The sequence below is a fragment of the Brackiella oedipodis DSM 13743 genome, from assembly GCF_000621025.1.
GTDB classification, from domain to species: domain Bacteria; phylum Pseudomonadota; class Gammaproteobacteria; order Burkholderiales; family Burkholderiaceae_B; genus Oligella; species Oligella oedipodis.
This window is the reverse complement of the sequence record NZ_KK211205.1, coordinates 68546-92530: the sequence shown is the minus strand read 5'-3', so window position 1 is coordinate 92530 and position 23985 is coordinate 68546. Positions and strand designations below refer to the sequence as shown.

At 48.2% G+C, this 23985-nt stretch carries 21 protein-coding genes; 4 read left to right on the top strand and 17 right to left on the bottom strand.

The window, feature by feature from the left end:
- Window positions 1-59 precede the first annotated feature (59 nt).
- The 12 genes from lipB to Q335_RS0103705 all read right to left on the bottom strand — a co-directional run bounded on the left by lipB (window position 60) and on the right by Q335_RS0103705 (window position 9810).
- Window positions 60-701: a lipoyl(octanoyl) transferase LipB gene (lipB, locus tag Q335_RS09140; protein ID WP_051532278.1), complete on the bottom strand. Its 642-nt coding sequence runs from the start codon at window positions 699-701 to the stop codon at window positions 60-62.
- A complete protein-coding gene (locus Q335_RS0103755) occupies window positions 701-988 on the bottom strand; it encodes an HP0495 family protein (RefSeq protein WP_028357491.1) in 288 nt (95 codons plus the stop codon). The genes lipB and Q335_RS0103755 overlap by 1 nt, the downstream gene beginning before the upstream one ends.
- Window positions 988-1854 (bottom strand): D-amino acid aminotransferase, encoded by an 867-nt coding sequence (locus Q335_RS0103750; RefSeq protein ID WP_028357490.1) that lies wholly within the window; start codon window positions 1852-1854, stop codon window positions 988-990. Before Q335_RS0103750 ends, Q335_RS0103755 begins: the two co-directional genes overlap by 1 nt.
- Before the next feature lie 67 nt (window positions 1855-1921).
- The gene (locus Q335_RS0103745) at window positions 1922-3205 is read right to left on the bottom strand and encodes a D-alanyl-D-alanine carboxypeptidase family protein (protein ID WP_028357489.1); all 1284 of its coding nucleotides are present in this window, start codon (window positions 3203-3205) and stop codon (window positions 1922-1924) included.
- Window positions 3206-3300: 95 nt separating this feature from the next.
- Window positions 3301-3963, bottom strand: coding sequence for an alpha/beta hydrolase (locus tag Q335_RS0103740; RefSeq protein WP_028357488.1), 663 nt, complete (start codon window positions 3961-3963; stop codon window positions 3301-3303).
- A gap of 17 nt (window positions 3964-3980) precedes the next feature.
- Window positions 3981-4139, bottom strand: coding sequence for a hypothetical protein (locus Q335_RS0103735; RefSeq protein ID WP_156929882.1), 159 nt, complete (start codon window positions 4137-4139; stop codon window positions 3981-3983).
- Between the two features lie 44 nt (window positions 4140-4183).
- Window positions 4184-5002: a type III pantothenate kinase gene (locus Q335_RS0103730; protein WP_038369356.1), complete on the bottom strand. Its 819-nt coding sequence runs from the start codon at window positions 5000-5002 to the stop codon at window positions 4184-4186.
- 2 nt (window positions 5003-5004) lie between these two features.
- On the bottom strand, window positions 5005-5961 hold the full coding sequence (locus Q335_RS09135; RefSeq protein WP_084493534.1) for a biotin--[acetyl-CoA-carboxylase] ligase: 957 nt from the start codon (window positions 5959-5961) through the stop codon (window positions 5005-5007).
- Between the two features lie 5 nt (window positions 5962-5966).
- Entirely contained in the window at window positions 5967-7289 is a 1323-nt protein-coding gene (locus Q335_RS0103720) for a 3-deoxy-D-manno-octulosonic acid transferase (protein ID WP_028357485.1), read from the bottom strand.
- Entirely contained in the window at window positions 7286-8296 is a 1011-nt protein-coding gene (waaC, locus tag Q335_RS09130; protein ID WP_084493565.1) for a lipopolysaccharide heptosyltransferase I, read from the bottom strand. Before waaC ends, Q335_RS0103720 begins: the two co-directional genes overlap by 4 nt.
- A gap of 140 nt (window positions 8297-8436) precedes the next feature.
- Window positions 8437-9159, bottom strand: a complete 723-nt coding sequence (locus tag Q335_RS0103710) for an endonuclease/exonuclease/phosphatase family protein (RefSeq protein ID WP_028357484.1) — start codon at window positions 9157-9159, stop codon at window positions 8437-8439.
- Between the two features lie 12 nt (window positions 9160-9171).
- Window positions 9172-9810 (bottom strand): site-2 protease family protein, encoded by a 639-nt coding sequence (locus Q335_RS0103705; RefSeq protein ID WP_028357483.1) that lies wholly within the window; start codon window positions 9808-9810, stop codon window positions 9172-9174.
- 138 nt (window positions 9811-9948) lie between these two features.
- Here Q335_RS0103705 and Q335_RS0103700 point away from each other — a divergent pair, with 138 nt between their 5' ends.
- Window positions 9949-10320 carry a glycine zipper family protein gene (locus tag Q335_RS0103700; protein WP_028357482.1) on the top strand — a complete coding sequence of 124 codons (372 nt, stop codon included), beginning with the start codon at window positions 9949-9951 and terminating at the stop codon, window positions 10318-10320.
- A 132-nt stretch (window positions 10321-10452) separates the two neighbouring features.
- Here Q335_RS0103700 and Q335_RS09125 read toward each other — a convergent pair whose 3' ends face one another.
- Both Q335_RS09125 and Q335_RS0103690 read right to left on the bottom strand, forming a co-directional pair.
- Window positions 10453-11691 (bottom strand): patatin-like phospholipase family protein, encoded by a 1239-nt coding sequence (locus Q335_RS09125; protein WP_245588275.1) that lies wholly within the window; start codon window positions 11689-11691, stop codon window positions 10453-10455.
- 50 nt (window positions 11692-11741) lie between these two features.
- Window positions 11742-12557: a 3-hydroxybutyrate dehydrogenase gene (locus Q335_RS0103690; protein ID WP_028357481.1), complete on the bottom strand. Its 816-nt coding sequence runs from the start codon at window positions 12555-12557 to the stop codon at window positions 11742-11744.
- A 378-nt stretch (window positions 12558-12935) separates the two neighbouring features.
- Here Q335_RS0103690 and acs point away from each other — a divergent pair, with 378 nt between their 5' ends.
- Complete coding sequence (gene acs, locus Q335_RS0103685) at window positions 12936-14906, top strand: acetate--CoA ligase (RefSeq protein ID WP_028357480.1); 1971 nt, start codon at window positions 12936-12938, stop codon at window positions 14904-14906.
- A gap of 285 nt (window positions 14907-15191) precedes the next feature.
- On the opposite strand, the gene aspS is transcribed toward acs, so the two are convergent.
- The 3 genes from aspS to Q335_RS0103670 form a co-directional block, all read right to left on the bottom strand.
- On the bottom strand, window positions 15192-17006 hold the full coding sequence (aspS, locus tag Q335_RS0103680) for an aspartate--tRNA ligase (protein WP_028357479.1): 1815 nt from the start codon (window positions 17004-17006) through the stop codon (window positions 15192-15194).
- A 70-nt stretch (window positions 17007-17076) separates the two neighbouring features.
- Window positions 17077-17367 (bottom strand): FmdB family zinc ribbon protein, encoded by a 291-nt coding sequence (locus tag Q335_RS10115; RefSeq protein ID WP_028357478.1) that lies wholly within the window; start codon window positions 17365-17367, stop codon window positions 17077-17079.
- 107 nt (window positions 17368-17474) lie between these two features.
- Window positions 17475-18773 (bottom strand): putative Na+/H+ antiporter, encoded by a 1299-nt coding sequence (locus Q335_RS0103670; protein ID WP_028357477.1) that lies wholly within the window; start codon window positions 18771-18773, stop codon window positions 17475-17477.
- A 341-nt stretch (window positions 18774-19114) separates the two neighbouring features.
- On the opposite strand from Q335_RS0103670, the gene ubiA reads away from it, so the two are divergent.
- Entirely contained in the window at window positions 19115-20023 is a 909-nt protein-coding gene (ubiA, locus tag Q335_RS0103665; protein ID WP_038369353.1) for a 4-hydroxybenzoate octaprenyltransferase, read from the top strand.
- 141 nt (window positions 20024-20164) lie between these two features.
- Window positions 20165-23956 (top strand): trifunctional transcriptional regulator/proline dehydrogenase/L-glutamate gamma-semialdehyde dehydrogenase, encoded by a 3792-nt coding sequence (putA, locus tag Q335_RS0103660; RefSeq protein ID WP_028357475.1) that lies wholly within the window; start codon window positions 20165-20167, stop codon window positions 23954-23956.
- Window positions 23957-23985: the final 29 nt, after the last annotated feature.

Here is a 23985-nt window from a genome sequence, read left to right as displayed (position 1 = left end):
ATAAATACAATGCAATGGGCAGGAAACGAGCAAATCCGTGAGCCTCTAATGATCGCTGATTACTCGCTGGGAAACGCCGTTTGTAGGAGTTTGGCGGCATAAGCCGCCACTAAAGAAGGATCCACCACAATCCCTAACGTGCGCATATCGATGGTGCGCAAGCCTGCGTAGCCACATGGATTAATACCATAAAAAGGCTGTAGATCCATATCAACATTGATTGCTAAGCCATGGTACGTGCAGCCTTTAGTGACTTTCACCCCAAGGGCAGCGATTTTGGCCAGGCCATCACCAGGAATATCTGCCATAGGCACATACACCCCAGGGGCTTTGACTTTGCGGCAGGCATTCTCTATACCAAAATGCGCAAGGGTCTGAATAATGACCTCTTCTAGGGTATTAACATATTCTTTGACGAACATGTTCGCCCGATGTAGATCGATGAGTGGATAGATCACCACCTGACCTGGACCATGATAAGTAACCTGACCCCCTCGATTGCAATGGACAATCGGGATTTGTCCTGGATTGAGGATATGCTCAGGCTTACCGGCTTGACCCAAGGTATAAACAGCTTCGTGCTGCAAGACCCAAATCTGATTGGAGGTGTGCGCATCACGTTGCTCAGTAAAGTCTCGCATGGCCTGCCAGGTGGCCTCGTAGGGCTGAAGTCCTGGCAGCGTTTTGATCGTTGTTGTCATTAGAGGACGACTTTAACCAAATGATGGGCGTGCAACGAACGATAAATCGTATCTAATTGCTCTCTGGACGTGACATACACCGTAAAGGTCAAGCCCACATAATTGCCCTTGCTACTGGGGCGGATAACAATCGTATCGGGATCAAAATCAGGCACAAACTCACGCACAATCTCGGTTAGGTGCTGAGCCAAATGTGGCTCATTATGCCCCATCACTTTAATAGGAAAATAGCAGGGGTACTCAATTAATGACTCTTCAGGAGGAATGTCGTGGGGGGTTTGTGCCATTAGAGTTGCTCCAAGACGCGATCATAAGCCTTGCGTAGGGTCCAGAACACAGGCCCCGGTTTGCCATCACCGACAGGCTGACCATTAAAGCTGGTAATGGCCTGCACTTCTTTGGTCGCTGCCGTAATCAAGATTTCATCGGCCTCGGCAATTTCGTCTTCGGTGATATTGCGAGATTCAAAGGCAATCCCTTCTTCTTGGCAGAGCTGTTCAATAAAGCCATAACGCACGCCCTCAAGAATCAGGTTATTGCGTAGTGGTGCGGCCACTTTACCATCCTTGACTAACCAAATATTAGAAGAAGACGCTTCGCTCAAAAAGCCATTACGGAACATGATTACATCATCCACGCCTTTGCTGAGCGCGTATTGCTTGGCCAAGACATTGCCCAACAATGAGGTCGTCTTAATATCGCAATGCAACCAACGCAAATCATCCATAGCAATGGTAGATAAACCTTTGGCAAGTTTTTCAGCGCTAGGACGCTGAAAAGGCGTATTCATCATAAAGATCGTTGGCGCTACGGGTGGATTAGGAAACCCATGGTCACGCTTGGCTACACCGCGTGTGACTTGTAAATACACCATATGATAAGGCCACGGCGAGCGCTCAATCATAGCCGACATTAAGGCTATCCAATCCTCGGCCGATTTGCCAGTTTCGAGGCCAATGGCCGCTAAACTACGCTGCAAACGTGCCACATGTTGATCAAAGCGAAACGGTTTGCCGTTATAGACCGGCACGACTTCATAAATACCGTCACCAAAAATAAAACCGCGATCAAGTACGGAAATTTTGGCTTCGGCTAGCGGCAAATACTCACCATTGAGGTATACCAATGAATCGCCATGAGAAATATCTATCATTACTTCTATAACCTTATAAAAACAGGGCGCAGGTGCAAACCGCAGCTGCTTTGCCCTACGGGAGAGTCTAATTAAACAAGCTCATCAACTTATCCCACATACGACCAAAGAAGCCAGCGCGCTCGACCGCGTTGAGGGTCACAAGAGTGTCTTGTTTGATGACTTGATTATTTAAGAGAAATTGCACTGAGCCCACCGCTTGGTTTTTTGCTAAAGGGGCCACTAACCTATTGCTATCAAACTGGGTGATGGCTTGAACGTTATTTTCTTGGCCTCGTGGCACAGTAACGGCAACGTCATTTAGAGAACCTAAGGCGACTTTTTTGCTTTTGCCTTCCCATACACGGCTCTCGGTTAAGGGCTGGCCGGCTTTCGCGAGGGACTTGATGGCAAATTGTGAGAAGCCCCAATTTAATAAGGCTTGGTTAGCATTTTCACGCTCTCTGAAGCTCTTGGTACCAATGACGACCGAGATGAGGCGGCGATCCCCTTGTTTGGCACTAGCTAATAAATTGTAGCCTGCTGACTTGGTATGGCCCGTTTTCATGCCATCAACGCCGGTGCCTCGGTTCAGTAAGCCATTGCGGTTTGGCTGTCTAATTTTGGCGTAGGTGTATTCTTTGACACCAAAAAAGTGATAGTACTCAGGGTAGTCTTTGATCAAATGCAACGCCACCACAGCAATATCGTGCGTAGAAATATAAGTACCCTCTGAAGGCATACCTGCAGGATCATCAAAGTGTGAATTGCTAAGACCCCAGGCTTGCGCTTTTTGGTTCATCTTTTGTACAAAATTAGGGATGCTGCCGCCCACCACTTGCGCTAATTGCACGGTGGCATCATTGCCTGATTGCACCAACATACCATTGATCAATTGCTCAACGCTGACTTGAGTATTGACCTCAATAAACATGCGTGAACCTTCTTGAGCACGTGCTTCTGGAGACACAGTCACCATTTGATCAAGACTGATTTGACCTTTTTGGAGAGCTTCAAAAACCAAGGCCGTGGTCATCAGCTTGGTTAAAGACGCAGGTTCAACGCGTTGATTGCCGTTTTGTTCGGCGATAACCTGATTGCTATCGGCATCCAACAAGAGCCATGTAAGACCGGCCACTTGCGGTGGCGCCACATGACTCATGGCAGCGACGGTTGGCGCATTGCCATCGATGACAGGCACAGTACTGTTGGATGCTTCTTCTGCTTCGGCTGTTTTTTGGGGTTGAGCCTCTAACAACACCTGACTATTTTTGCTTTGTGGGGCGTTGGTTTTGGAGTCAGAAAAAAAGAATAAATAGCCGCCTACCACAATGACGACGAGTAGTAGGATAATCAGAATACGCTTGAACATAGATGAATCTCGTTTGGAATTTTAGTAAAGAGTTATTGTAAAGCTTAAAGCCAAGCTCATGTACAAATAAGTTGCAAGCCAACGCTTGCACTAGCTTACGCCTGTGACGCTAATTGAATAGCGTTTTCTACCAGTTGTCTGAGTTCAATCAAACAACCATGGAAAAAATGACCCGCGTCCGTAATCACGGTCACGGCTTGTTTGCTATCGCGGAGCCATTCAAAGACTTCTTGGAGCGGTACGACATCGTCTTTTTCACCATGGATTAAGAGAGTTTGTGGTGGTAATGGACAGTCGCGGTACTGAAAACGCCAGACCGCCGCACCGGTCAGAATCAAGGATTGGGGCGGCGCGATGCCTTGCTCTTGAACCTCATGAAAGAGCTGGGTAGCCACCGCCGTACCAAATGAAAACCCAGCTAAGCACCAAGGTTTAGTGGCTAACTCAGGCTGCGCGGCCAGCCATTGTTGAACCAAGGCCAGCATGTCCTTGGTCTCGCCTTCGCCTTTATCAAATTCGCCCTCAGAATTGCCGACGCCGCGGAAATTAGGGCGCAGCACAACGTAGCCGTGGTTCAAAAAAGCTCGCGCCATCGTAGTCACGACTTTGTTGTTGCGAGTGCCATCATAAAGTGGATGAGGATGTAAGACGAGCGCCCAACCTTTGGGACTTTGTTGAGGTTCAAGCTCAGGCCAATCAATAGCGGTATCGATTAAGCCGGCTTGACCTTGAAATTGCGGCGTAGCTTGGTGATTCATAGCAATACGAAGGTGATTTAGCGATCAATTTGGATGGTTCGGGGTTTAAACTCAATGGGCTTAGCGACCTTGTTGGCGGCGCTACCTTGGGCAGGGATATACCCAAAAAACCAGCCTGCACTCAGCCCGTAAAGAGCCACATTGCCCAATATTAGGATGCAAAGAAATGTTTTCATAGGTTTGCCAAAGAACGGTGTCTCACACAGACACCAAAGGGGCATTAGATCGAGGACGACGCGGCTGCAAAATGGGCGGCTTGGACATAAATGCGCAAGCCTTCTAGGACGGCGTCCTCAAAAACTCTGAGCTTCATTGTATCAAATCCAAGCCGTTTGACCGCGCTCTGCAAAGCATCTTGTAATTCCTGAAAAATGCTTGGAAAAGCACCGCCACTAATCACTAATTCAGGCAGGGTCTCAGTGTAATCGTAGGTGGCATACCACTGTTTGATGACAGTGCCGACTTGAGCCGCGATAATGCCTTGCGTAATCGCATCATCGGTACTCGTCGGAAAATTACCCGCATTATGATATTCCCAACCGACTTCGGGTAGTTGCGCCGTACCGCTCTTTAAGCTTTTTGCCATCATTTGTAAGCCTGGGGTGATGACACCCCCCAAAAAGCGATTTTTGTAAATCGTTTCAACCGTCGTAGCCGTACCAAAACTCGCCAATACCAGCGCCTGAGTTTGGGTTTGACTATGCGCACTGACGCCCAGCATAGCAAACCAGCGATCTGCCCCTAACGCACCGGGATCCATATAACTATTTTTGAGATGTAGCGTTTGCGCCTGTGATTCTAACCAATGCATCGGTATAGGCTTGGGGACGGCATGGGCGACGGCCTCTCGAGCCGCTGCGCCGGCGACATTCACACCGTATACGGCCTCTGGCAGACATTGCTGGCGTTGTAGCCAAGTTTTGAGTTGTCCTATTTCTGAATGATGAAACGCTTGTTGACGCGTCGCCAGCGCGGTTTTGCGATTGACTAAACAACACTTGGCGCGACTATTGCCGACATCAATTAAGAGAATGGACATGTTTATCCCCTGGGGAAACTAGCAGCGGCGGGTGCTGCCTCATTGTCGGTGCGAATCGAGATCTCGCCATTGTGCAGCGCTTGCACGCCGCTCTCGGTGGCGACCAGCAAACGCGCCTGCTCATCTAATCCTTGGGCAGTACCGCTACACAGCAATTCACCATTATTGAAAACATTAATTGCTCTCCCAAATAAGGCATCGACTTGATGATGTCGATTGATAAAGGCCTGAAAACCATAGGTCTCGAATACCTGTAAGGCTTCAAACCAAGCCTGCGCTAGCGCCGCCACCAAATTATCTGCTTGAGTGGCTTCTGTTGTCTCAGTTTCTGTAACATCCCCGCCTCGAGCGCAGTCGGTTAATACTTGAGACCAATCCGCAATTGGCCGTTGCAATTGCCGACTTAAACGTTCGGCATGATTAATATTCAGACCGATGCCCGCCACAATGGCCGTACACCATTGCGCTGACCCCGAATCTTTAGAGCGTACAGACTCAACCAAAATACCAGCGAGCTTGGCACCATCATACAAAATATCATTGGGCCACTTCATGCTCAGACGTGCTTGAGCCGACGGCTTGAGATAGGCACGCAATTGTTCACAGACCACGATACCCAGAATGGGTGCGACCGTAGGTAGCTGCTCGATAGGCGCCTGTAATGAGAAGGCACAGGAAAACATTAAGGTTTGTTGCTGTTGACTAATCCACTGCCGCCCCAAACGGCCTCTGCCTTGAGTCTGTTCATGCGCCCCCAAAAGACGTGGCATGGGCATGTTGATATCGTGCCGTAAGGCCTGCATAAGTTGCAGATTAGTCGAATCAATAGTGGTACGCCAATCGACCTGCACAAAGCAGTCTTTGAGGCGTGATTGTAATAAGGCTTGCATCTGCTCAGCAGTAGGCAAGTGAATCACTCGCGACTCAGGAGCGGATGAATGAAAGGAACTCGTGGTCATGGTGCTTATAAATAGGGTTGAATGGCATCTATAATGCGTTGGGTGACGCCATTATGAAGCGACATCCATTGCGCAGCGGCTTTAGACATCGCATCGGCTTCTTCTTGATTCTCAATCAGATACTCTGCCATTTGCAAGGCTTCTAGAGGGGTTTGGGCACGCCGCGCGGCGCCTTCAACAATGGCGTCCTCAACGGCTTTTTCGAAATTGCGTGTGTATGGACCCACAATTACAGGCACCCCGAGAGCACTGGCTTCGATGTGGTTTTGGCCACCTAAATTCACAAAACCGCCGGCCACAATGGCTACCTCGGCCATGCCGTAATAAAAAAACATTTCGCCCATACTGTCGCCTAACACCACATCGACCTGCATCAAGGCCTTGTCTGTGGGCTGACTACTACGCTTCGTAAAATTTAAATAACTGTGCTGCAGTAATTCTTCAACTTCGGCAAAGCGCTCAGGATGACGCGGCACAATCACGTATAAGGTCTTGTTTTGGCGAATGCGTTGTCGCAAAGCATCCTCTTGCATGGCTTTGATAAAGAGCGCTTCCTCACCATCACGTGTGCTAGCAATCACAACGATGGGACGCTTGATATGCTGACCTGTAATACGGCCCTGGTGCACTTGTTGCGGCGATTTGTCGACATCGAATTTGAGGTTACCGACGACCTCAAGATGCTTGAGATCAAACTGTCGCAAACGGCGCTCATCTTGATAGGTTTGTGCCAGCACCATATCCAAGCTGGCCAAGGCTTGGCGCATAACCTTACCGAAGCGTTTAGTTTGCTTGAGCGCCCGCTGTGAAAAGCGCGCACTCACTAACAGCATAGGAATATGCTTGGCTTTGGCACTGAGAATCAGATTGGCCCAGAGTTCTCTTTCGATCAAAATGCCACAGCGAGGCTGCCAATAGTCATAAAAACCATTGACGGCCTCAGGTAAATCGTAAGGAATCCAGGCTTGGCGCAACTGCCCACGCGCAATATCACTAGCGAATAACTTGGCACCCTGCTCGCGCCCGGTCAAGGTCATACAAGTCAATAAAACCGGTAATCCCTGGGCGAGCAAGGCCGCAATCAACGGTTGCGCTGCTCGTGTTTCTCCTAAACTAACAGCATGAATCCATACAGGGGCGACAAAGGCTTGAGCCTCATTATTCTGTGCCGTTGTATAGGTACCTAAGGATTCTTTAGGATAGCGACCAAAGCGCTGATCACCATAAATATCCCAGGCTTCTTTTTGACCCTTAGCACGGCTTTGTAACCATCTGAGCAGCAGCGGCGATAAGGCCTTAAGCGTCAGGTTATAGCAGAACAAGTTCATACGGCATCCACCGCGGCTGCACTAAAGGAAGTGGTGGTTGCCGTTGCTAGCGCTTCGTTCTGTAGCGCTTGCTCTATTTGCGATAAGACCAAGGCCTTAGAGGGTGGCACCCCACGATCGCCTAGGCTAGCACAAAACCCATTGCCCATTAAGGGCGTACGTACCGGCGTGGAGGCGCAATAAATGCCTATCGTTGGACGCCCCAAAGCGGCCGCTAAGTGCGTCAAACCACTATCGAGGCCGATCATGATTTTGCAGGCCGCAATTTGTTGCGCCACTTCGGTGAGGCTCATCTTAGGCAGTAGCACACTATCGGGGAAATTTTTAACTAATTGTACAGCCCTTTCGCGCTCGATATCGTTACCCGATAAAACGCGTAAGGTGATGCCTTGGGCTCGTAAATACTCGAACACGGCTTGCCAATTGTCTGCCGCCCAGAGCTTGTCATCGCGACTAGCTGACGGCATGACCACGGCATAGGGTTGTATTTGGGTGTGCTCGGTAAATTGCTGTAAACCAAAGTCTGGCGGTCCAGAAAACTCATAACCAAACGTTAAGGCCGCCAGCTTACGCTGGCGAATCACCGCGGGCTGCCAGAAATCGACTTTATGTTTGTGTTTGTAGAAAAGAGAGGCTAAAGGCTCTCGCGCTGACTTCCAGTCCAGGCCATGGCGTATACCCTTGGTTTGGCGCACGACCCAAATAGACTTCATGAGTGCTTGCATATCGAGCACCACATCATATTGCTCTTGGCGCAAAGCCTCTTTAAAGGCATGACGCTCTTGTCTAACTTGCTTGGACCACCAATGCTTACGCCAGCGGCGATGGGCGAGCGTAATGACACGATGCACCGCAGGGTGCCAAGAAGGAATTTCGGCAAAACTGGACTCTGCGACCCAATCGATTTGTGCGTCAGGCACATGTGCGGCGATATCTGAAATAGCCGGCAACATATGCACTAAATCACCTAAAGACGAGGATCGAACGATTAAAATTTTTGTAGTCATAATATAGGTCATCGATGGTGAAAGTACGCCCTGAACACTAGCGAGGTACGCATGACACCTAAAAAACCTGAGACATGGGAATTATTATGTGATAAGTAGCTGCTTATTGTACTGATTTCCGTTGATTTATACCTTTAGTATTATCCCAAAGGATCAAATTTCAGTTCCACCCACAAGGGGGCATGATCAGATATTTTTGACCACGGTCGGCCCGTCAAAACCTGAGCTGAAACCACATTAAAGCCCCTCTGATACATACGATCTAGGCGCAACCAAGGTAATAACACGGGAAAGGTACGCGGTTGTTGTGTGAACACCTCGTGCAAATTAAGGGCCTGCACAAATCGCGGCTCAAGCTTATTATTCCAGTCATTAAAGTCACCCGCAATCACAATAGGCTCATGCTCGGGCACCAAACGGCGTATACGTTCCGCTAGGGCATCCACTTGACGCTCGCGACTGCGCTTAAACAGCCCCAAATGCACCACAAAACAGTGCAAATTGACGCCATAACAATCCACCATGACATGTAATAAACCGCGCTGTTCTAGGCGATGATCTGAAATATCTTGGTTGTCCTGATTGAGAATCTCAAAGCGACTGAGTAAGGCATTGCCATGATTACTATGTTTGCGCACCGCATTGCAACCATAGGCGACATGCAGACTGAGATAATCGCTAATCATCACCGGTTGGTTATGCAGAGATTGCACACGATTATTCACACCTTGCACTTCTTGTAAAAAAATCAAATCGGCTTGTAAGGGCTGCAAGCTACTTTTGAGTAATTCAAGCGAAGGCTTAGCACCTGATGCGGTCTTGCCCTTATGAATGTTGTAGCTGACGATTTTTAGGGTCTTCATCATGTCTTTGTATTAAAAAAACAATGTGCGTAATACTAACCAGATGGCTTCTGAAATATGCATAATGATGGGCGTTAGCACACCGATAGCAATCAATAAGATAACAATAATAAAACCATAGGGTTGTATTTTTGCTAACGTGGTCGCGTATTGCGGCGGCAATAATGCCATCAAAATATGGCCTCCGTCCAAAGGGGGTATCGGTAACAAATTAAAGACCATTAAGGTGATATTGAGTCGAATACCGAACCAAGCCATTAAGGCCACAAAGCTTTCGGGCATGCCCACTAGGTGCGAAATTTTGAAGATAAGACACCAGAGAATAGCCATTAGCAGATTGGCCAGCGGTCCCGCCACGGTGACCAAGACAATATCGCGCCGCGGCTTCTTAAAGTAGCGCGAATTAATCGGTACAGGCTTGGCCCAACCAAACAAAAACCCCCCCATCACAAAGCCCAGAATCGGCATCACGATCGTGCCAATCGGATCGATATGTGGCAGCGGATTGAGGGTTAAGCGACCTTGGGCCTTGGCGCTATTGTCGCCCAAGCGCGAAGCCACATAGCCATGTGCCGCTTCGTGCAATGTCACGGCAAAAATGATAGGAATAATGGCCACTGTAATGAGTCGCACCGAGGAAGCAAAATCCATGCAAAATATCCTAATTAATTCTTTTAAATCCTTATTTTACCTAGTCTAGGCTTGATAATATGGACTAAATTATCCATCTAAATTATTCTTTAACTAAGTTTCAGGTAAACTGAAAGGATTACATCTAGGAGATCAAGTATGAAATCACATCTACTCAAAGTTAGTGCGCTTGCGGCTATCTTAGCACTGACGGCTTGTGGCACCAACTATCGTCCAATGGTAGATAGCAAAGGTCAAGACATGAGTTTTTATGAGTCTGACCTCATGGAATGCCAACACTATGCCGAACAAAACTCCACCGTCACTAATACAGCGGGTAGCACGCTGCTTGGCGCGGCGCTCGGCACGGCCATTGGTGCTGTTTCTGGCGGCAATCACAATACCTTAGCGTCTGGTGCGGCCATCGGCGGTATCACTGGCTTAGCCGGTGGTGGTGCCAAAGCGCACTACGACGAAAAACACATTATTCGTGAGTGCATGCGTGGTCGTGGTTACCGCGTTCTAGACTAAGCCGTCATCGCTCTCTATTTAGCGAGACGATTACCAAAAAGCGTGTGGGCACAACCTCACGCTTTTTTTTTGTCATGTTTCTTGCCGCGAGGCTGTCACCCTGCCGATGGCATGGTCATGGTGTGAGGCGTATTAAGACTCTGTCTGAATGGTTTTAGACGATTTGCCTGCTTCCCAGGCGTTTTCTTTGGCGGCCATGGTTTTGCCAACGATGTTAGGATTACGATGCACATCATGCACCACTAAACCATGTTTATTGTCGGCTTTCGTAAAGAAATGTCGGCATTTCAGGGTTTTTTGAATGTCACTCAACCCCGCGTCCCAATGGGCCTTAATCGCTGATGGATTAAATTGATAATCCTTGTTTTGGTTTTGTAGTTCGCGCGAATTATAAATTAAATGAATTAAATTGAATTTACTGATATTCGCCATTTCGGTGGCATGCGCTAGGAATTTAGCGTGTTGGCGACGTTGTTCGGGACTGGCGTTTTCGAGAAGCTGCCCCAGCGCAAAACGTAGGTCCTGGTTCTCACACCATAAATCGGTCACTAGGCGGGTGCGACTCGCATATTGAATCTCTTTGATGCGATCATAGACTTGTAGGATGGTGGTGGGCATTTGCGCCCTCGCGCTCCACAAATCGACCTGAAAAATCACCGTATCTTGGCCATTATCCGTGCGAAAAACGTAATTTAGAGGCGTGTTTGAAACCACGCCACCATCCCAGTAAAACTCACCATCAATTTCTACAGGGGGGAACAAGGGTGGTAAGGCGGTAGAGGCCATAAAATGCTCGGGGATGAGGCGTTGATGTTGATTGTCAAAATACACAAAGTGGCTATTGCGTACATTGACGGCGCCTACAGAGACATGACCACAATGCTGTGGTGAATTAATTAAATCAAAGTCACAAAATTTCTCGAGTGTGGCCTTGAGTTGATCGGTGTGATAAAAGCTTGCTTTGCGCGGATCATCTGAGCCTACCGTCAACGCCGGAAATAATCGCGGTGAAAAAAAGCCTTTTTGACCATCCGTGAGTGCCGAAAAACCACCCCATGCATCGAGCCCAGCACGCGTGAAGTCATTTGATTTGTACAAAAAATCCTCAAACATGGGCATCAGATTGACACCCAAATTGGGCTGTGAAATGTACTGCCAGAACTCGTATAAGCGCTCGAGGCGGCGGCGGCGCGGATTGCCAGCAATAATAGCGGTATTGAGGGCGCCAATCGAAATCCCTGAGATCCAATTAGGATGGATATCGGCTTGATAGAGCCCCTGAAAGACCCCGGCCTGATAGGATCCGAGGGCACCCCCACCTTGTAATACCAAGGCGACACGATCAAAATCAGCGACTAAATTTGCTTTCATGCTTGGCTCCATGATGTCTTACATAAAGCGCCCCGATACCACGGTTCTCGCTATTGCATAAACCAACCGTGACTCACCACGATCGACTGGCCGGTCAGGGCATTCGTTGGGAAGGCGGCCAAATATACCGCTGTTTGGGCAATGTCTTCGATAGTTGTGAATTCTTTGTCTACCGTATCTTTGAGCATCACGTCTTCGATCACTTCTTGCTCAGAAATCCCTAGATCAGCCGCCTGCTCGGGAATTTGTTTCTCGACCAAAGGCGTGCGTACAAAGCCTGGACAAATGACATTCGAGCGCACACCGTATTCAGCGCCTTCTTTGGCGAGCACACGCGCTAAACCCAATAGCCCATGTTTGGCAGTCACGTATGGGGCTTTGAGTTTGGAAGCTTCATGCGAGTGCACGGAGCCCATATAAATTACCGAGCCGCTGCGCTGTGGATACATATACTTGAGCGCCGCTTTGGTGCATAAAAAAGCGCCATCGAGATGGATGGCGAGCATTTTTTTCCAGTCTTCGTGACTGAACTTCTCTAGACGTTTAACGATTTGTATCCCCGCATTGGCGACGAGAATATCCAAACGCCCAAACTTCTGTACTAAGGCCTCTGTGCCTTGATTCACTGACGACTCATCGGTGACATCCATCTCGATGGCCAGCGCCTGGCCGCCCTGATTGGCAATTAAATCAACCGTGCTTTGTGCTTTTTCTAGGTCCAAATCAGCAATCCCTACCGCCGCACCGGCTTTGGCAAAAGCCAGCGCCATGGCCTTGCCTAGGCCGCTCGCCGAGCCCGTCACTAAAGCGACTTTATTTTGTAGAGAGGTCTGTAATTGGGTAGCGACTTGAGTGTGATCTGACATAGTATGTCTCCTGATAGCACGACGCTGACGCAGAAACGACAAACCTAAGCCTGCCGTCCATCGATTTAGTGATCTATTGCTTGGCGTCGTTATTGAAGTGATGACTAATGATAATCACTTAAACTACAACACAGCTTAATACAGATTACAAGTCAATTTGATGACCATGCGATCAGCCAATCCTTTGCCTAGTACAAGTCCTGATTTCAATGATTGAAAATTCGTAGCACACTAAAAAAATAATTATCTGACGGCCTATGATCAGGGACTAGCATGACGACGTTCATCGGCGGCTAGCCATCATCACTGCTGTAACGCTATTTTCCAGTGTTCCTGTATCACCGCTCAGAATCATTTCCTCATTTCTAAGGAGTACCTATGTCTGGAAACATTGAATCCGTTTTACACGAAAATCGTGTATTTAAGCCTTCTGCCGAATTTCGCCAACAGGCCAATATCAAGTCCATGGATGAGTACAAGGCCTTATGTCAAGAAGCCGAAGACGATTATCAGGGTTTCTGGGGTAAGCTGGCGAAAGAACGCTTAAGTTGGAGTAAGCCATTTACCCAAGTCTTGGACGATAGCAAAGCGCCTTTTTTCAAGTGGTTTGCAGACGGTGAACTGAACGCTTCTTACAACTGTTTAGACCGTCATCTTGCTGACAAAGGCGATAAAGTCGCCATTATTTTCGAAAAAGATGACGGTTCGCACGAAAAAATCACCTACAAAGAACTGCATCAACAAGTCTGTCAATTTGCCAATACCCTCAAACAACAAGGTGTCCAAAAAGGCGATCGCGTCGTCATTTACTTACCGATGATTACGCAAGCGGTGGTAGCCATGCAGGCTTGTGCCCGAATTGGCGCGATCCACTCCGTAGTGTTTGCTGGTTTTTCTGCCAGTGCGCTTAGGGACCGTATCAATGACACGCAAGCGCGTTTAATTATTACAGCCAACGAGGGCGTGCGTGGCGGTAAGGTCACTGCTCTCAAAGCCACGGTCGACAAAACCCTCGCCGAAGGTTGCGACTCGGTAGAGACCGTTATCGTTTACCAACGCACTGAGTCAGCTTGCGAACTTCAAGAAGGTCGTGACATTTGGTGGCATGACGCCATTGATGGCATCAGCAGCGAGTGCGAACCCGAACCTATGAATGCTGAGGATCCTTTGTTCATTCTCTATACCTCAGGTAGTACGGGCAAGCCCAAAGGTGTGCAACATAGCACGGCCGGCTATTTATTAGGTGCGGTCAATTCCATGGATTGGGTCATGGATTACAAAGACGAGGATGTCTTCTGGTGTACAGCCGATATCGGCTGGATTACTGGTCACACCTACATCACCTATGGCCCATTGGGTATTGGTGCGACCCAAATTTTATTTGAAGGGGTGCCTACCTATCCAGATGCATCACGCTTCTGGCAAACCATAGAGAAACACAAGGTCACTGTGTTTTATACCGCTCCGACGGCCATTCGCTCTCTCATCAAGAGTGGTGCCGACTTGCCGAATAAATTCGATTTATCTTCTTTACGCTTATTGGGTACCGTCGGTGAACCAATCAATCCCGAAGCCTGGATTTGGTACTATGAAGTGGTCGGCAAATCTAAATGTCCAATCATAGATACCTGGTGGCAAACCGAGACTGGCTCCAATGTCATTGCTCCTATGCCAGGTGCCTTTGATCTTAAGCCAGGCTCTTGCACCTTGCCGCTACCGGGTATGATAGCGGATATTGTCGACGAGTCAGGTAACTCTGTTGACAATGGGCAAGGCGGCTTCTTAGTCATCAAAAAGCCATTCCCTAGCTTATTACGCACGGTTTGGGGTGACGATCAACGTTTTGTTAATACTTACTTCCCACCAGAGTTTGATCATAAATTTTACTTAGCAGGTGACTCTGCGCATCGCGACCAAGATGGTTATTTCTGGATCATGGGTCGTATCGATGACGTCCTCAATGTCTCTGGACATCGTTTGGGTACCATGGAGATCGAGTCGAGCTTAGCCGCGCACGAATTAGTGGCCGAAGCGGCCGTGGTGGGTAAACCGGACGACATCAAAGGCGAGAGTGTGGTGGCTTTTGTGATTCTCAAGGGCGATCGCCCCGAAGGTGAAGAGGCGCTTCAAGTCGCCAAGCAACTGCAAGAATGGGTCGGTAATGACATCGGCAAGATTGCACGCCCAGATGATATTCGTTTTGGGGACAATCTCCCAAAAACTCGTTCTGGCAAAATCATGCGTCGTCTCCTACGCTCGCTCGCGCGCGGCGAAGAAATCACTCAGGACACGTCTACCCTAGAAAATCCACAAGTGATGGAGCAATTAAGCCAAAGCGCCAATAAATAATCCAGTACGTGGCTCATGCGGTCTCTATATGCAATAGCATTTAGGCCGTCTGCCCTCCATAGAATTAAGCGCTAAAACGTCTCTTCGTTTTGGCGCTTTTTCGTTGGGCGCAGGCTAGTAGGATGTACATCGCTTATCGAAACGAAAAAGATGCTACAAAGATACAAAAAAGCCTTATTGCAAGCTGTGCAATAAGGCTTTTTAAGTGTTGCGCCTAATATAGCTAACGATAAGGGCGCTAGCCGCTTAAACCGCCGCTGTGCCTACAGCCATAAAGACTCTACTTTAGGCGCTTTTGTCTTCGGTACCCGCTTGAGGTTTAGAGCGCAAACGAATATGCAATTCTCGTAATTGCTTATCGTCCACCGGTGATGGCGCATGGGTGAGCAAGTCTTGAGCGCGTTGTGTTTTAGGGAAGGCAATCACGTCACGAATTGACTCAGAGTTGGTCATAAGGGTGGCTAAACGATCTAGACCAAAAGCAATACCGCCATGCGGTGGCGCACCATAACGCAAAGCATCTAGCAAGAAACCAAATTTGAGGCGCGCTTCTTCATCATCAATGCCCAGTGCATTAAAGACCTTGCTTTGGACGTCTGCACGGTGAATACGTACTGAACCTCCACCAACTTCCCAGCCATTGAGCACAATATCATAGGCTTTAGCATAAGCTTTATCAGGCGCACTGCTGAGGAACTCTTCGTGACCATCTTTAGGGCTGGTAAATGGGTGATGCGCCGCGTAATAACGGCCATCATCTTCGTCATATTCAAACATTGGGAAATCAATCACCCATAGTGGTTGCCAACCTTCTGTGAAGAGACCGTTGGCTTTACCAAATTCACTATGACCGACCTTAACACGGAGATTACCGATGGCATCATTGACGATTTTGGCTTTGTCGGCACCAAAGAAAATCAAGTCACCATCTTCGGCTTGGGTGCGTTTTAGAATCTCTGCCAAGGCAGCGTCGTGAATGTTTTTGACGATTGGCGATTGCAAGCCTTCACGACCCTGATCTTTGTGGTTGACTTTGATCCAGGCCAAACCTTTGGCACCATAAATGCCCACAAATTTCGTGTAATCGTCGATTTCTTTGCGACTTAGGGCGGCCCCTTTAGGGACGCGTAACGCCACTACACGACCATTAGCTTGATTCGCTGGTCCAGAGAACACTTTAAAATCAACATCTTTCATGACGTCAGTGAGTTCCGTAAAGGCTAATTTGACACGCATATCAGGCTTATCGGAACCGTAGAGACGCATTGCATCATCCCAAGTCATCACAGGGAAAGACGGCGGCAAGTCAATATTTTTGACCTCTTTGAAGACTCGACGCATCATGCCCTCGAAAATATCACGGACTTGTTGCTCATCCACAAAGGACATCTCGCAGTCAATTTGTGTGAATTCTGGTTGACGATCAGCACGTAAATCCTCGTCGCGGAAGCACTTAGTGATTTGGTAATAGCGATCAAAACCAGCCACCATCAACATTTGTTTGAATAATTGTGGAGATTGCGGCAAGGCAAAAAATTCACCTGGGTTGACGCGGGAAGGTACTAAATAGTCGCGAGCGCCTTCAGGCGTACTTTTGGTCAAGACAGGGGTTTCGATATCGATAAAACCTAATTCATCCAAATACTTACGCACGGCCATCGTGATCTTGTAGCGCAACATCAGGTTTTGTTGCATCTGCGGACGGCGCAAGTCAAGCACGCGATGTGTCAGACGAATCGTCTCAGAAAGATTATCATCGTCGAGTTGGAATGGTGGCGTTACAGAGGGATTTAGGACCTCAATTTCTTGACAGAGAATCTCAACCTCGCCGGATTTAAGGTCTGGATTCATAGTGCCTTCGGGACGATTGCGTACTCGGCCAGTAATTCGCAAGCAGTATTCATTACGAATGCTCTCGGCGATTTTGAAGGTTTCTTGGTTGTCGGGGTCACAAACTACTTGTGCTAGACCCTCGCGATCGCGTAGGTCGATAAAAATCACCCCACCGTGGTCGCGGCGTCTATGCACCCAACCAAATAATGTAACTGTCTGGTTTAATTGATCCAGGCAAACCTGACCAGTGTAGCAGGTACGTTGCATAAATCACTCCGCTTGAATGTTAAAAAAATTGCAAGAATATGTACTCTATATGGTGAGACTTCAGCTAAGTCTACTGCGTGGTGTGAGTACTTGGTGTACTTGTCGAGTCGCTAGAATCTGCCGCCGTGCTAGGGTTCGAGCTTGAATGGCTGCTTGCACTATGAGAAGCACTCGAATCCCCCCCTCGAAAGTCCGTCACATACCAACCTGAGCCTTTGAGTTGAAAACCAGCCGCCGTGACTTGCTTGGTTAAAGCAGGATGCCCGCAATACGGACAGTCCTTAAGTGGGACATCGGACATTTTTTGTAGTTTTTCGAGGCGCTGACCACAGTCATTGCAGCGGTAAACGTATATAGGCACTTTTAGAATCTCACACAAAAACAAAAGCAATCATCCCATGGTAAGGTCCACAGGATGATCGATTGCTAATCCGTGATTTTAACTTTTTTTGTGAGCTAAATTACAGATTAAGCAAAAATTAAAAACATAAACGCAGCGATGAGGGTTGGGATCAAGGCTGACAATAAGACCCAAATGGCAGAAATTGCGGCATGCGGAAAGCTATTGCGCAATAAAGCAAAACCAGCTGGGTTTGGCGCATTGGCGATCACGGTTAAACCCCCCCCCGTCACCGCACCAGCGACCAACATATAGCGCCAGGCATCATCGGTACCCTGTACGAGAGAACCCAAATAAGTGAGCGCGGCGTTATCAGTAATCGCCGTCAAGGCGGTGGTACCCCAATAGAGGACTTTGGGTGATAGACCCGCCAAGAGATCTTGCAGCCACCATTGTTGTAAGCCTCCCAAGACAATTAAACCAGAAAGGAAGAAGCCCACCATGATGGCTTCTTTGATAAGAAGGCGATTTTGGTATTGGCGATAGCCGATACAGTAGCCAATAAATAGCATTAATAGACCGATAAAGATCTCTGTATGATGAGAAGAAACGACGACGCCAATCAAAAATAAGACGTGAATGGCAATCACAGAATTAGGCACGATAGCGCGTTTGTCATTACCAGACTCGTAGGCATCGACCACCTCACGGACAGGGACGCGAGAACAACGAATAATCTCTTTGTGACAGATTAACGTAGCAAGAGCCGCATTGATCACCACAGCAATCACAGCACGCCAGCCAAAATGTGACAACATGTGCAGCAAGCCCCAGTCGAATTTTTGGGCAACCATAAGCACTGGCGGTGCCGCAAAGTGGGTTAGCACGCCACCGATAGAAATATTGACTAACAAGACACCGAGGGTGATGTATTTATATTTGTTAGAGTTTGAGCGATCAAAAAACAAATCGCGCATCATCAGTGCGGCTAAAGTCATTGCGGCCGGTTCGGTAATAAAAGAACCGGAAATAGGCACTAAGCTGAGAGTAATAAAAAACTGAGCGACTTCAGTTTGGACGGGGATGACGCGTGATAAATAACGCACAACGCGTTGTACCAGCTCGAGGATCGGGCGACTTGCCGCAATCACCATAATTGCAATCACAAATAGCGGCTCGGTAAAGTCGCGAGAATCCATGTACTCTACCGCATTATGAAAACCACCAGTGATCACCATGAAAATCACAAGGATGGCTGCCCAGACACCAAATACGGCCTCAACTTCTGAGAGCAGATGCCAAAGACCCGCGTGTGGTCCCTCTTTGCTCGCCATGTTTGCAAAAAAGGAAACTGAAAAAGTATGAATAATAGCCACCGCAAATAAAACGGTGGCGATGATCTCTATGAAATTTGGTTCAATCATCATACGTGTAAACTCTTTGTGTAAAACGAATTTAAGAAAACGGTTAAACGCGCTTATGCCAAAAACCGTTAGATTCATTACATTTTGGCATAAGATCCACGCAATTTCACAATTAAAAACGGCTTCTTAACACTTTTTGAGTTTAACAGTTGCCTGCACTAGGGTTAATACTGACTTCTAGTGCATGTTAATTAATATACGCCGATTTAAACACCGGAATGCTTCAAATTTGCCAGGGTTTTCGATTACAATCAAACACAATGCAAATCATCGACTAGTGGAAGGTGCATTTTGATGCTGCTTGGCTAGTTTCTCATAGAGCTTATTTTTTGGGGTTACGAGGCGTGAACTCAGGCAAAGATCTTAACGACATCACCCAAGATGACTGGGTCCAAAAATATCTGCCAGAGGCCTGGCAACCATATGCCAGAATCTGTCGCTTAGACCGTCCTGTCGGTACTTGGCTCGTGGTTTTGCCAGCCATTGCCGCCCTCTTTCAGGCCGCTGGTGGCTTCCCCAATATCGGCCGTCTGATCATCTTTTGTCTGGGCGCCCTGATTGTACGCAGTGCGGGTTGCACCATTAATGATATCTGGGATCGTGATTTTGACAAGCATGTGCAACGCACTCGCAGTCGTCCACTCACTAGCGGTCAGATTACCCTGCATAACGCCGTGATATTTTTGGTGGCGCAATTACTATTAGCAGCCTGCTTACTTTTTTTTATCAATGCCTACAGTGTCTTGATGGCTATTTTAGTATTGCCATTAGTCATTATTTACCCGCTTTGCAAACGCTTTACGTACTGGCCGCAAATCGTGCTGGGCGCAGCCTTTAATTGGGGCATGCTCATGGCCTGGACCGATACCACAGATCATTTGCCGCTAGAGGCTATCCTCATGTGGCTCGGTGCGATTGCCTGGCAGGTTGGCTACGACTCTATGTATGCCTATGCAGACATGGAAGATGACCTTAAACTCGGTCTCAAATCGACAGCCATTCGTTTTGGCGAGCAAGGCTATGCTTGGTTAGCAGGCTTTTATGCAGCGGCTGTTTTATTGTGGTCCTTAGCCGGTCATTCTATGGGTATGAATTACGGCTATTGGATCGCCATGGTATTGGTGTGTTTGCACTTTTTCTGGCAGCTCAACAAATTCAATATTAACAATCGCAGCCAAAGCTTTTTCCTCTTTAAGGCCAATATTATCAGTGGTGTCATTCTTTTAGTAGGCGCCTGGCTCGGTACCTTTTAAGCACGGCTCCCCTTTTTTACGCACAGGTTAACTAAGCTCTCCCGTATTAGTTAACCCTTTGATGAATAAAGGGTTTACCCTAGTACTCATGGCCGTCATTTCTGTATATCCTTTGCATAATTATTTTTCAGAGGATAGAAAATGAGTGATGTCAGTACGACGCTTGGCATAAAAGTCGACAGCCAGGTCAAAAACCGCCTTCAATCCGTCGCGGACAAATTGGGTTGCACGTCCCATTGGTTACATAAGCAAGCCCTCTTATCTTTCTTAGAACAAATCGAAAGTGGCCATTTGCCTGCTGAACTTAAGCATTTGCTCAAGCAAGGTGTCAATGAAGAGAATATCGACGATATCGATGCAGCCCTGCAACTCGAGCAACATCCGCCTTTTTATCATTTCGCTCAGGACATCCGTCCACAATCTGTTTTGCGCTCGGCCATTACGGCGAATTATCGCCGTCCCGAGACGGAGTGTTTGCCATTTTTATTACAGCAAGCCACCAATGAATACCCCGAAGCCACTAAGCAAATGGCGTTAGACTTAGTCAAACGACTCAAGAAAAAGAATACCGGTGGCGGGGTCGAAGGCATTATTCAGGAATTCTCACTCTCTAGCCAAGAAGGAATTGCCCTCATGTGCTTAGCTGAGGCGTTATTACGTATTCCCGATCGGGCTACCCGCGATGCCTTGATTCGCGACAAAATCAGCAACGGCAATTGGCGCTCTCATGTCGGCACTTCGCAGTCATTATTTGTCAATGCTGCAGCTTGGGGTCTGATGATTACGGGTAAATTAGTCACCACCACAAGCGAACAATCCTTATCCACGGCCCTCAATCGCCTCATTACTAAAGGCGGTGAACCCTTGATTCGTCGTGGTGTGCATGTGGCCATGAAAATGATGGGTGAACAATTCGTATGTGGTCAAACCATCGGTAAGGCACTCAACAACTCTCGCGCTTGGGAAAACAAAGGTTTCCGTTATAGCTACGATATGCTCGGCGAAGCCGCGACCACCGATGAAGATGCCCAACGTTATTTCAAAGACTACGAGCAAGCCATTCATGCCATTGGTAGCGCTTCTGCTGGCAAAGGTATTTATGAAGGGGCGGGGATTTCGATTAAGCTCTCTGCCATTCACCCACGTTATTCCCGCTCTCAACGTGACCGCGTCCAAAGCGAATTATGGCCGCGCTTACTTAATCTAGTTAAACTCGCCAAAAGCTACGATATTGGTATTAATATCGATGCCGAAGAAGCCGATCGCCTAGAACTGTCTTTGGACTTACTCGAACAGCTTTGCTTTGAGCCTGAGCTCAAAGGTTGGAATGGTGTCGGTTTTGTGATCCAAGCCTACCAAAAACGCACGCCTTTTGTGATTGATTATCTTATTGATCTCGGCCGTCGTTCCCAACACCGTCTCATGATCCGCTTGGTGAAAGGCGCTTATTGGGATACCGAAATCAAGCGTGCTCAAGTTGACGGCATGGAAGACTATCCTGTCTACACGCGCAAAATGCATACCGATGTGTCGTACTTGGCTTGCGCGCGCAAACTCCTGAGCGCCCCGGATTGTATCTATCCACAATTTGCAACCCATAATGCCCAAACGCTATCGGCCATTTATCATATGGCCGGCAAAAACTACTACCGTGGTCAATATGAGTTCCAATGCTTACATGGTATGGGTGAAGGTCTTTACGAAGAGGTGGTCGATAGCAAGAAATTCAACCGTCCTTGCCGTATTTATGCGCCGGTAGGCACCCACGAGACGCTATTGGCTTACTTGGTGCGCCGCCTACTCGAAAATGGCGCCAACACCTCTTTTGTCAATCAAATCCATGATGACAAAATTGACCTAAATACCTTAGTGGCGGATCCTATCGAGGAGGCCAAAAAACTGCAGCCGCTTGGCAAACCGCACGACAAAATTCCGCTACCGCGTCACCTCTATGAATCCCAAGGTGAAAACCGCAAGAATTCTTATGGCTTAGATCTCAGCAATGAACATCGTCTCAGCTCCCTGTCTGCAGCACTGACGATTAGTGGTAGCCAACAATGGCAAGCCACTCCTGGTGGCCTCAAAGAATGGGATGAGAGTCGTCAACGGAGCCAATATAATCCAGCCAATCACCGCGATATTGTGGGTTATGTGATTGACAGCACCGAGGCGGAAGTCAAAGACGCCATTGCTCGCTCACAACATCAATTCGATATTAACCAAGCCGTACCTGTGCAAAAACGCGCTGATTTATTGAAAAAAGCGGCCGAAATCATGGAAGCTAATACGCAGCAATTGCTTGGTTTAATTGTGCGTGAAGCGGGTAAATCCCTACCAAATGCTATTGCCGAAGTGCGCGAGGCCGTGGATTTCTTGCGTTACTATGCCCTGCAAATTGAAACGGAGTTTGCTGACGGTCAGCAGCGCCCTCTCGGCCCGATTGTTTGCATTAGTCCTTGGAATTTCCCCTTAGCGATTTTTACGGGTCAAGTCGCAGCCGCCTTGGCAGCGGGCAATACCGTGCTCGCTAAACCGGCTGAGCAAACGCCTTTAATTGCAGCACAAGCTGTCGAGATCCTGTATCAAGCAGGTTGGACACAAGATGATGTGATCTTATTACCCGGCGATGGTGAGGTAGGTGCCTTATTGACCCAGTCGCCAGATATCGCGGGGGTCATGTTCACTGGCTCCACCGAAGTGGCACAACTCATTAATCGTAACTTGGCCAAGCAACTCAATGAGGACGGTCAGACACTACCGTTAATTGCTGAAACTGGCGGCCAAAATGCCCTTATCGTCGACTCCTCTGCCTTGGCTGAGCAAGTGATTTTCGATGTACTCAATTCGGCCTTTGACTCTGCCGGCCAGCGTTGCTCCGCGCTACGCGTCTTGTGCCTACAAGAAGATGTAGCCGATCGCACCTTGCACATGCTCAAGCAAGCCATGCACGAGTTACGTGTGGGTAATCCAGATGTCCTCAACACGGATGTGGGTCCTGTGATCGATACCGAAGCACAAGAAAACATCATCAAGCACATCAAGGATATGCAGGCCAAAGGCTTTAAGGTTGAACAAGTGGCGATGGCACCTGAAACCGCCCATGGCACATTTGTCGCACCGACCTTGATTGAAATTGACCAACTCAGCGCCCTCAAGCGCGAGGTCTTTGGTCCGGTCTTACATGTATTGCGCTACAAACGCGAACAGCTCGGTGATTTGATCGATCAAATCAATCAAACGGGTTATGGCTTGACCTTTGGAATTCACTCACGGATTGATGAAAGTGTGAATTTTGCTTGCCAGCGCATTCATGCCGGTAACTTATACGTTAACCGCAACATCGTGGGTGCCATCGTGGGTGTACAACCCTTTGGGGGGCAAGGCCTATCGGGTACCGGTCCTAAAGCCGGTGGTCCATTGTACTTACAACGTCTCTGCGCCGAAGGTAACCAGCACTTGCCACAGGCCCTTCAACAAACACCTGAGCGCTGCCTTGAGTTGCCTGGCCCTACGGGTGAGAAAAATGTCTATCGCATTTATCCACGAGGCCATATCTTAGCTATTGCCAAAACCCAAAAAGGCCTAGCCCTACAGCTTGAACAAATCCAAGCCAGCGGCAATCAGGCGCTGGTGTTGAATGAACAAAAAGATTGGCTTGCCAAGGCAGACGACACCATCCAATATATTGATCGTGAGGCGATGAGCGATTGCCCATTAGACATGGTCTTGTATGAAGGTGATTTTGATATGCTCAAAGACATCAATCAGCAAGTGAGTGCGCGCGAAAGGGCCATCGTAGCGGTTTATGCCTTATCTTCTAGTGATATTGCTAACGGTAGACGTTATCCTGAGTTTGCCTTCTACCATGAGCAAAGCACCAGCATTAACACGGCGGCCGCCGGCGGTAATGCGAAGTTGATGACGATTGCCTAAAGAAGCGATAGACTCACAAGGGTAGACCG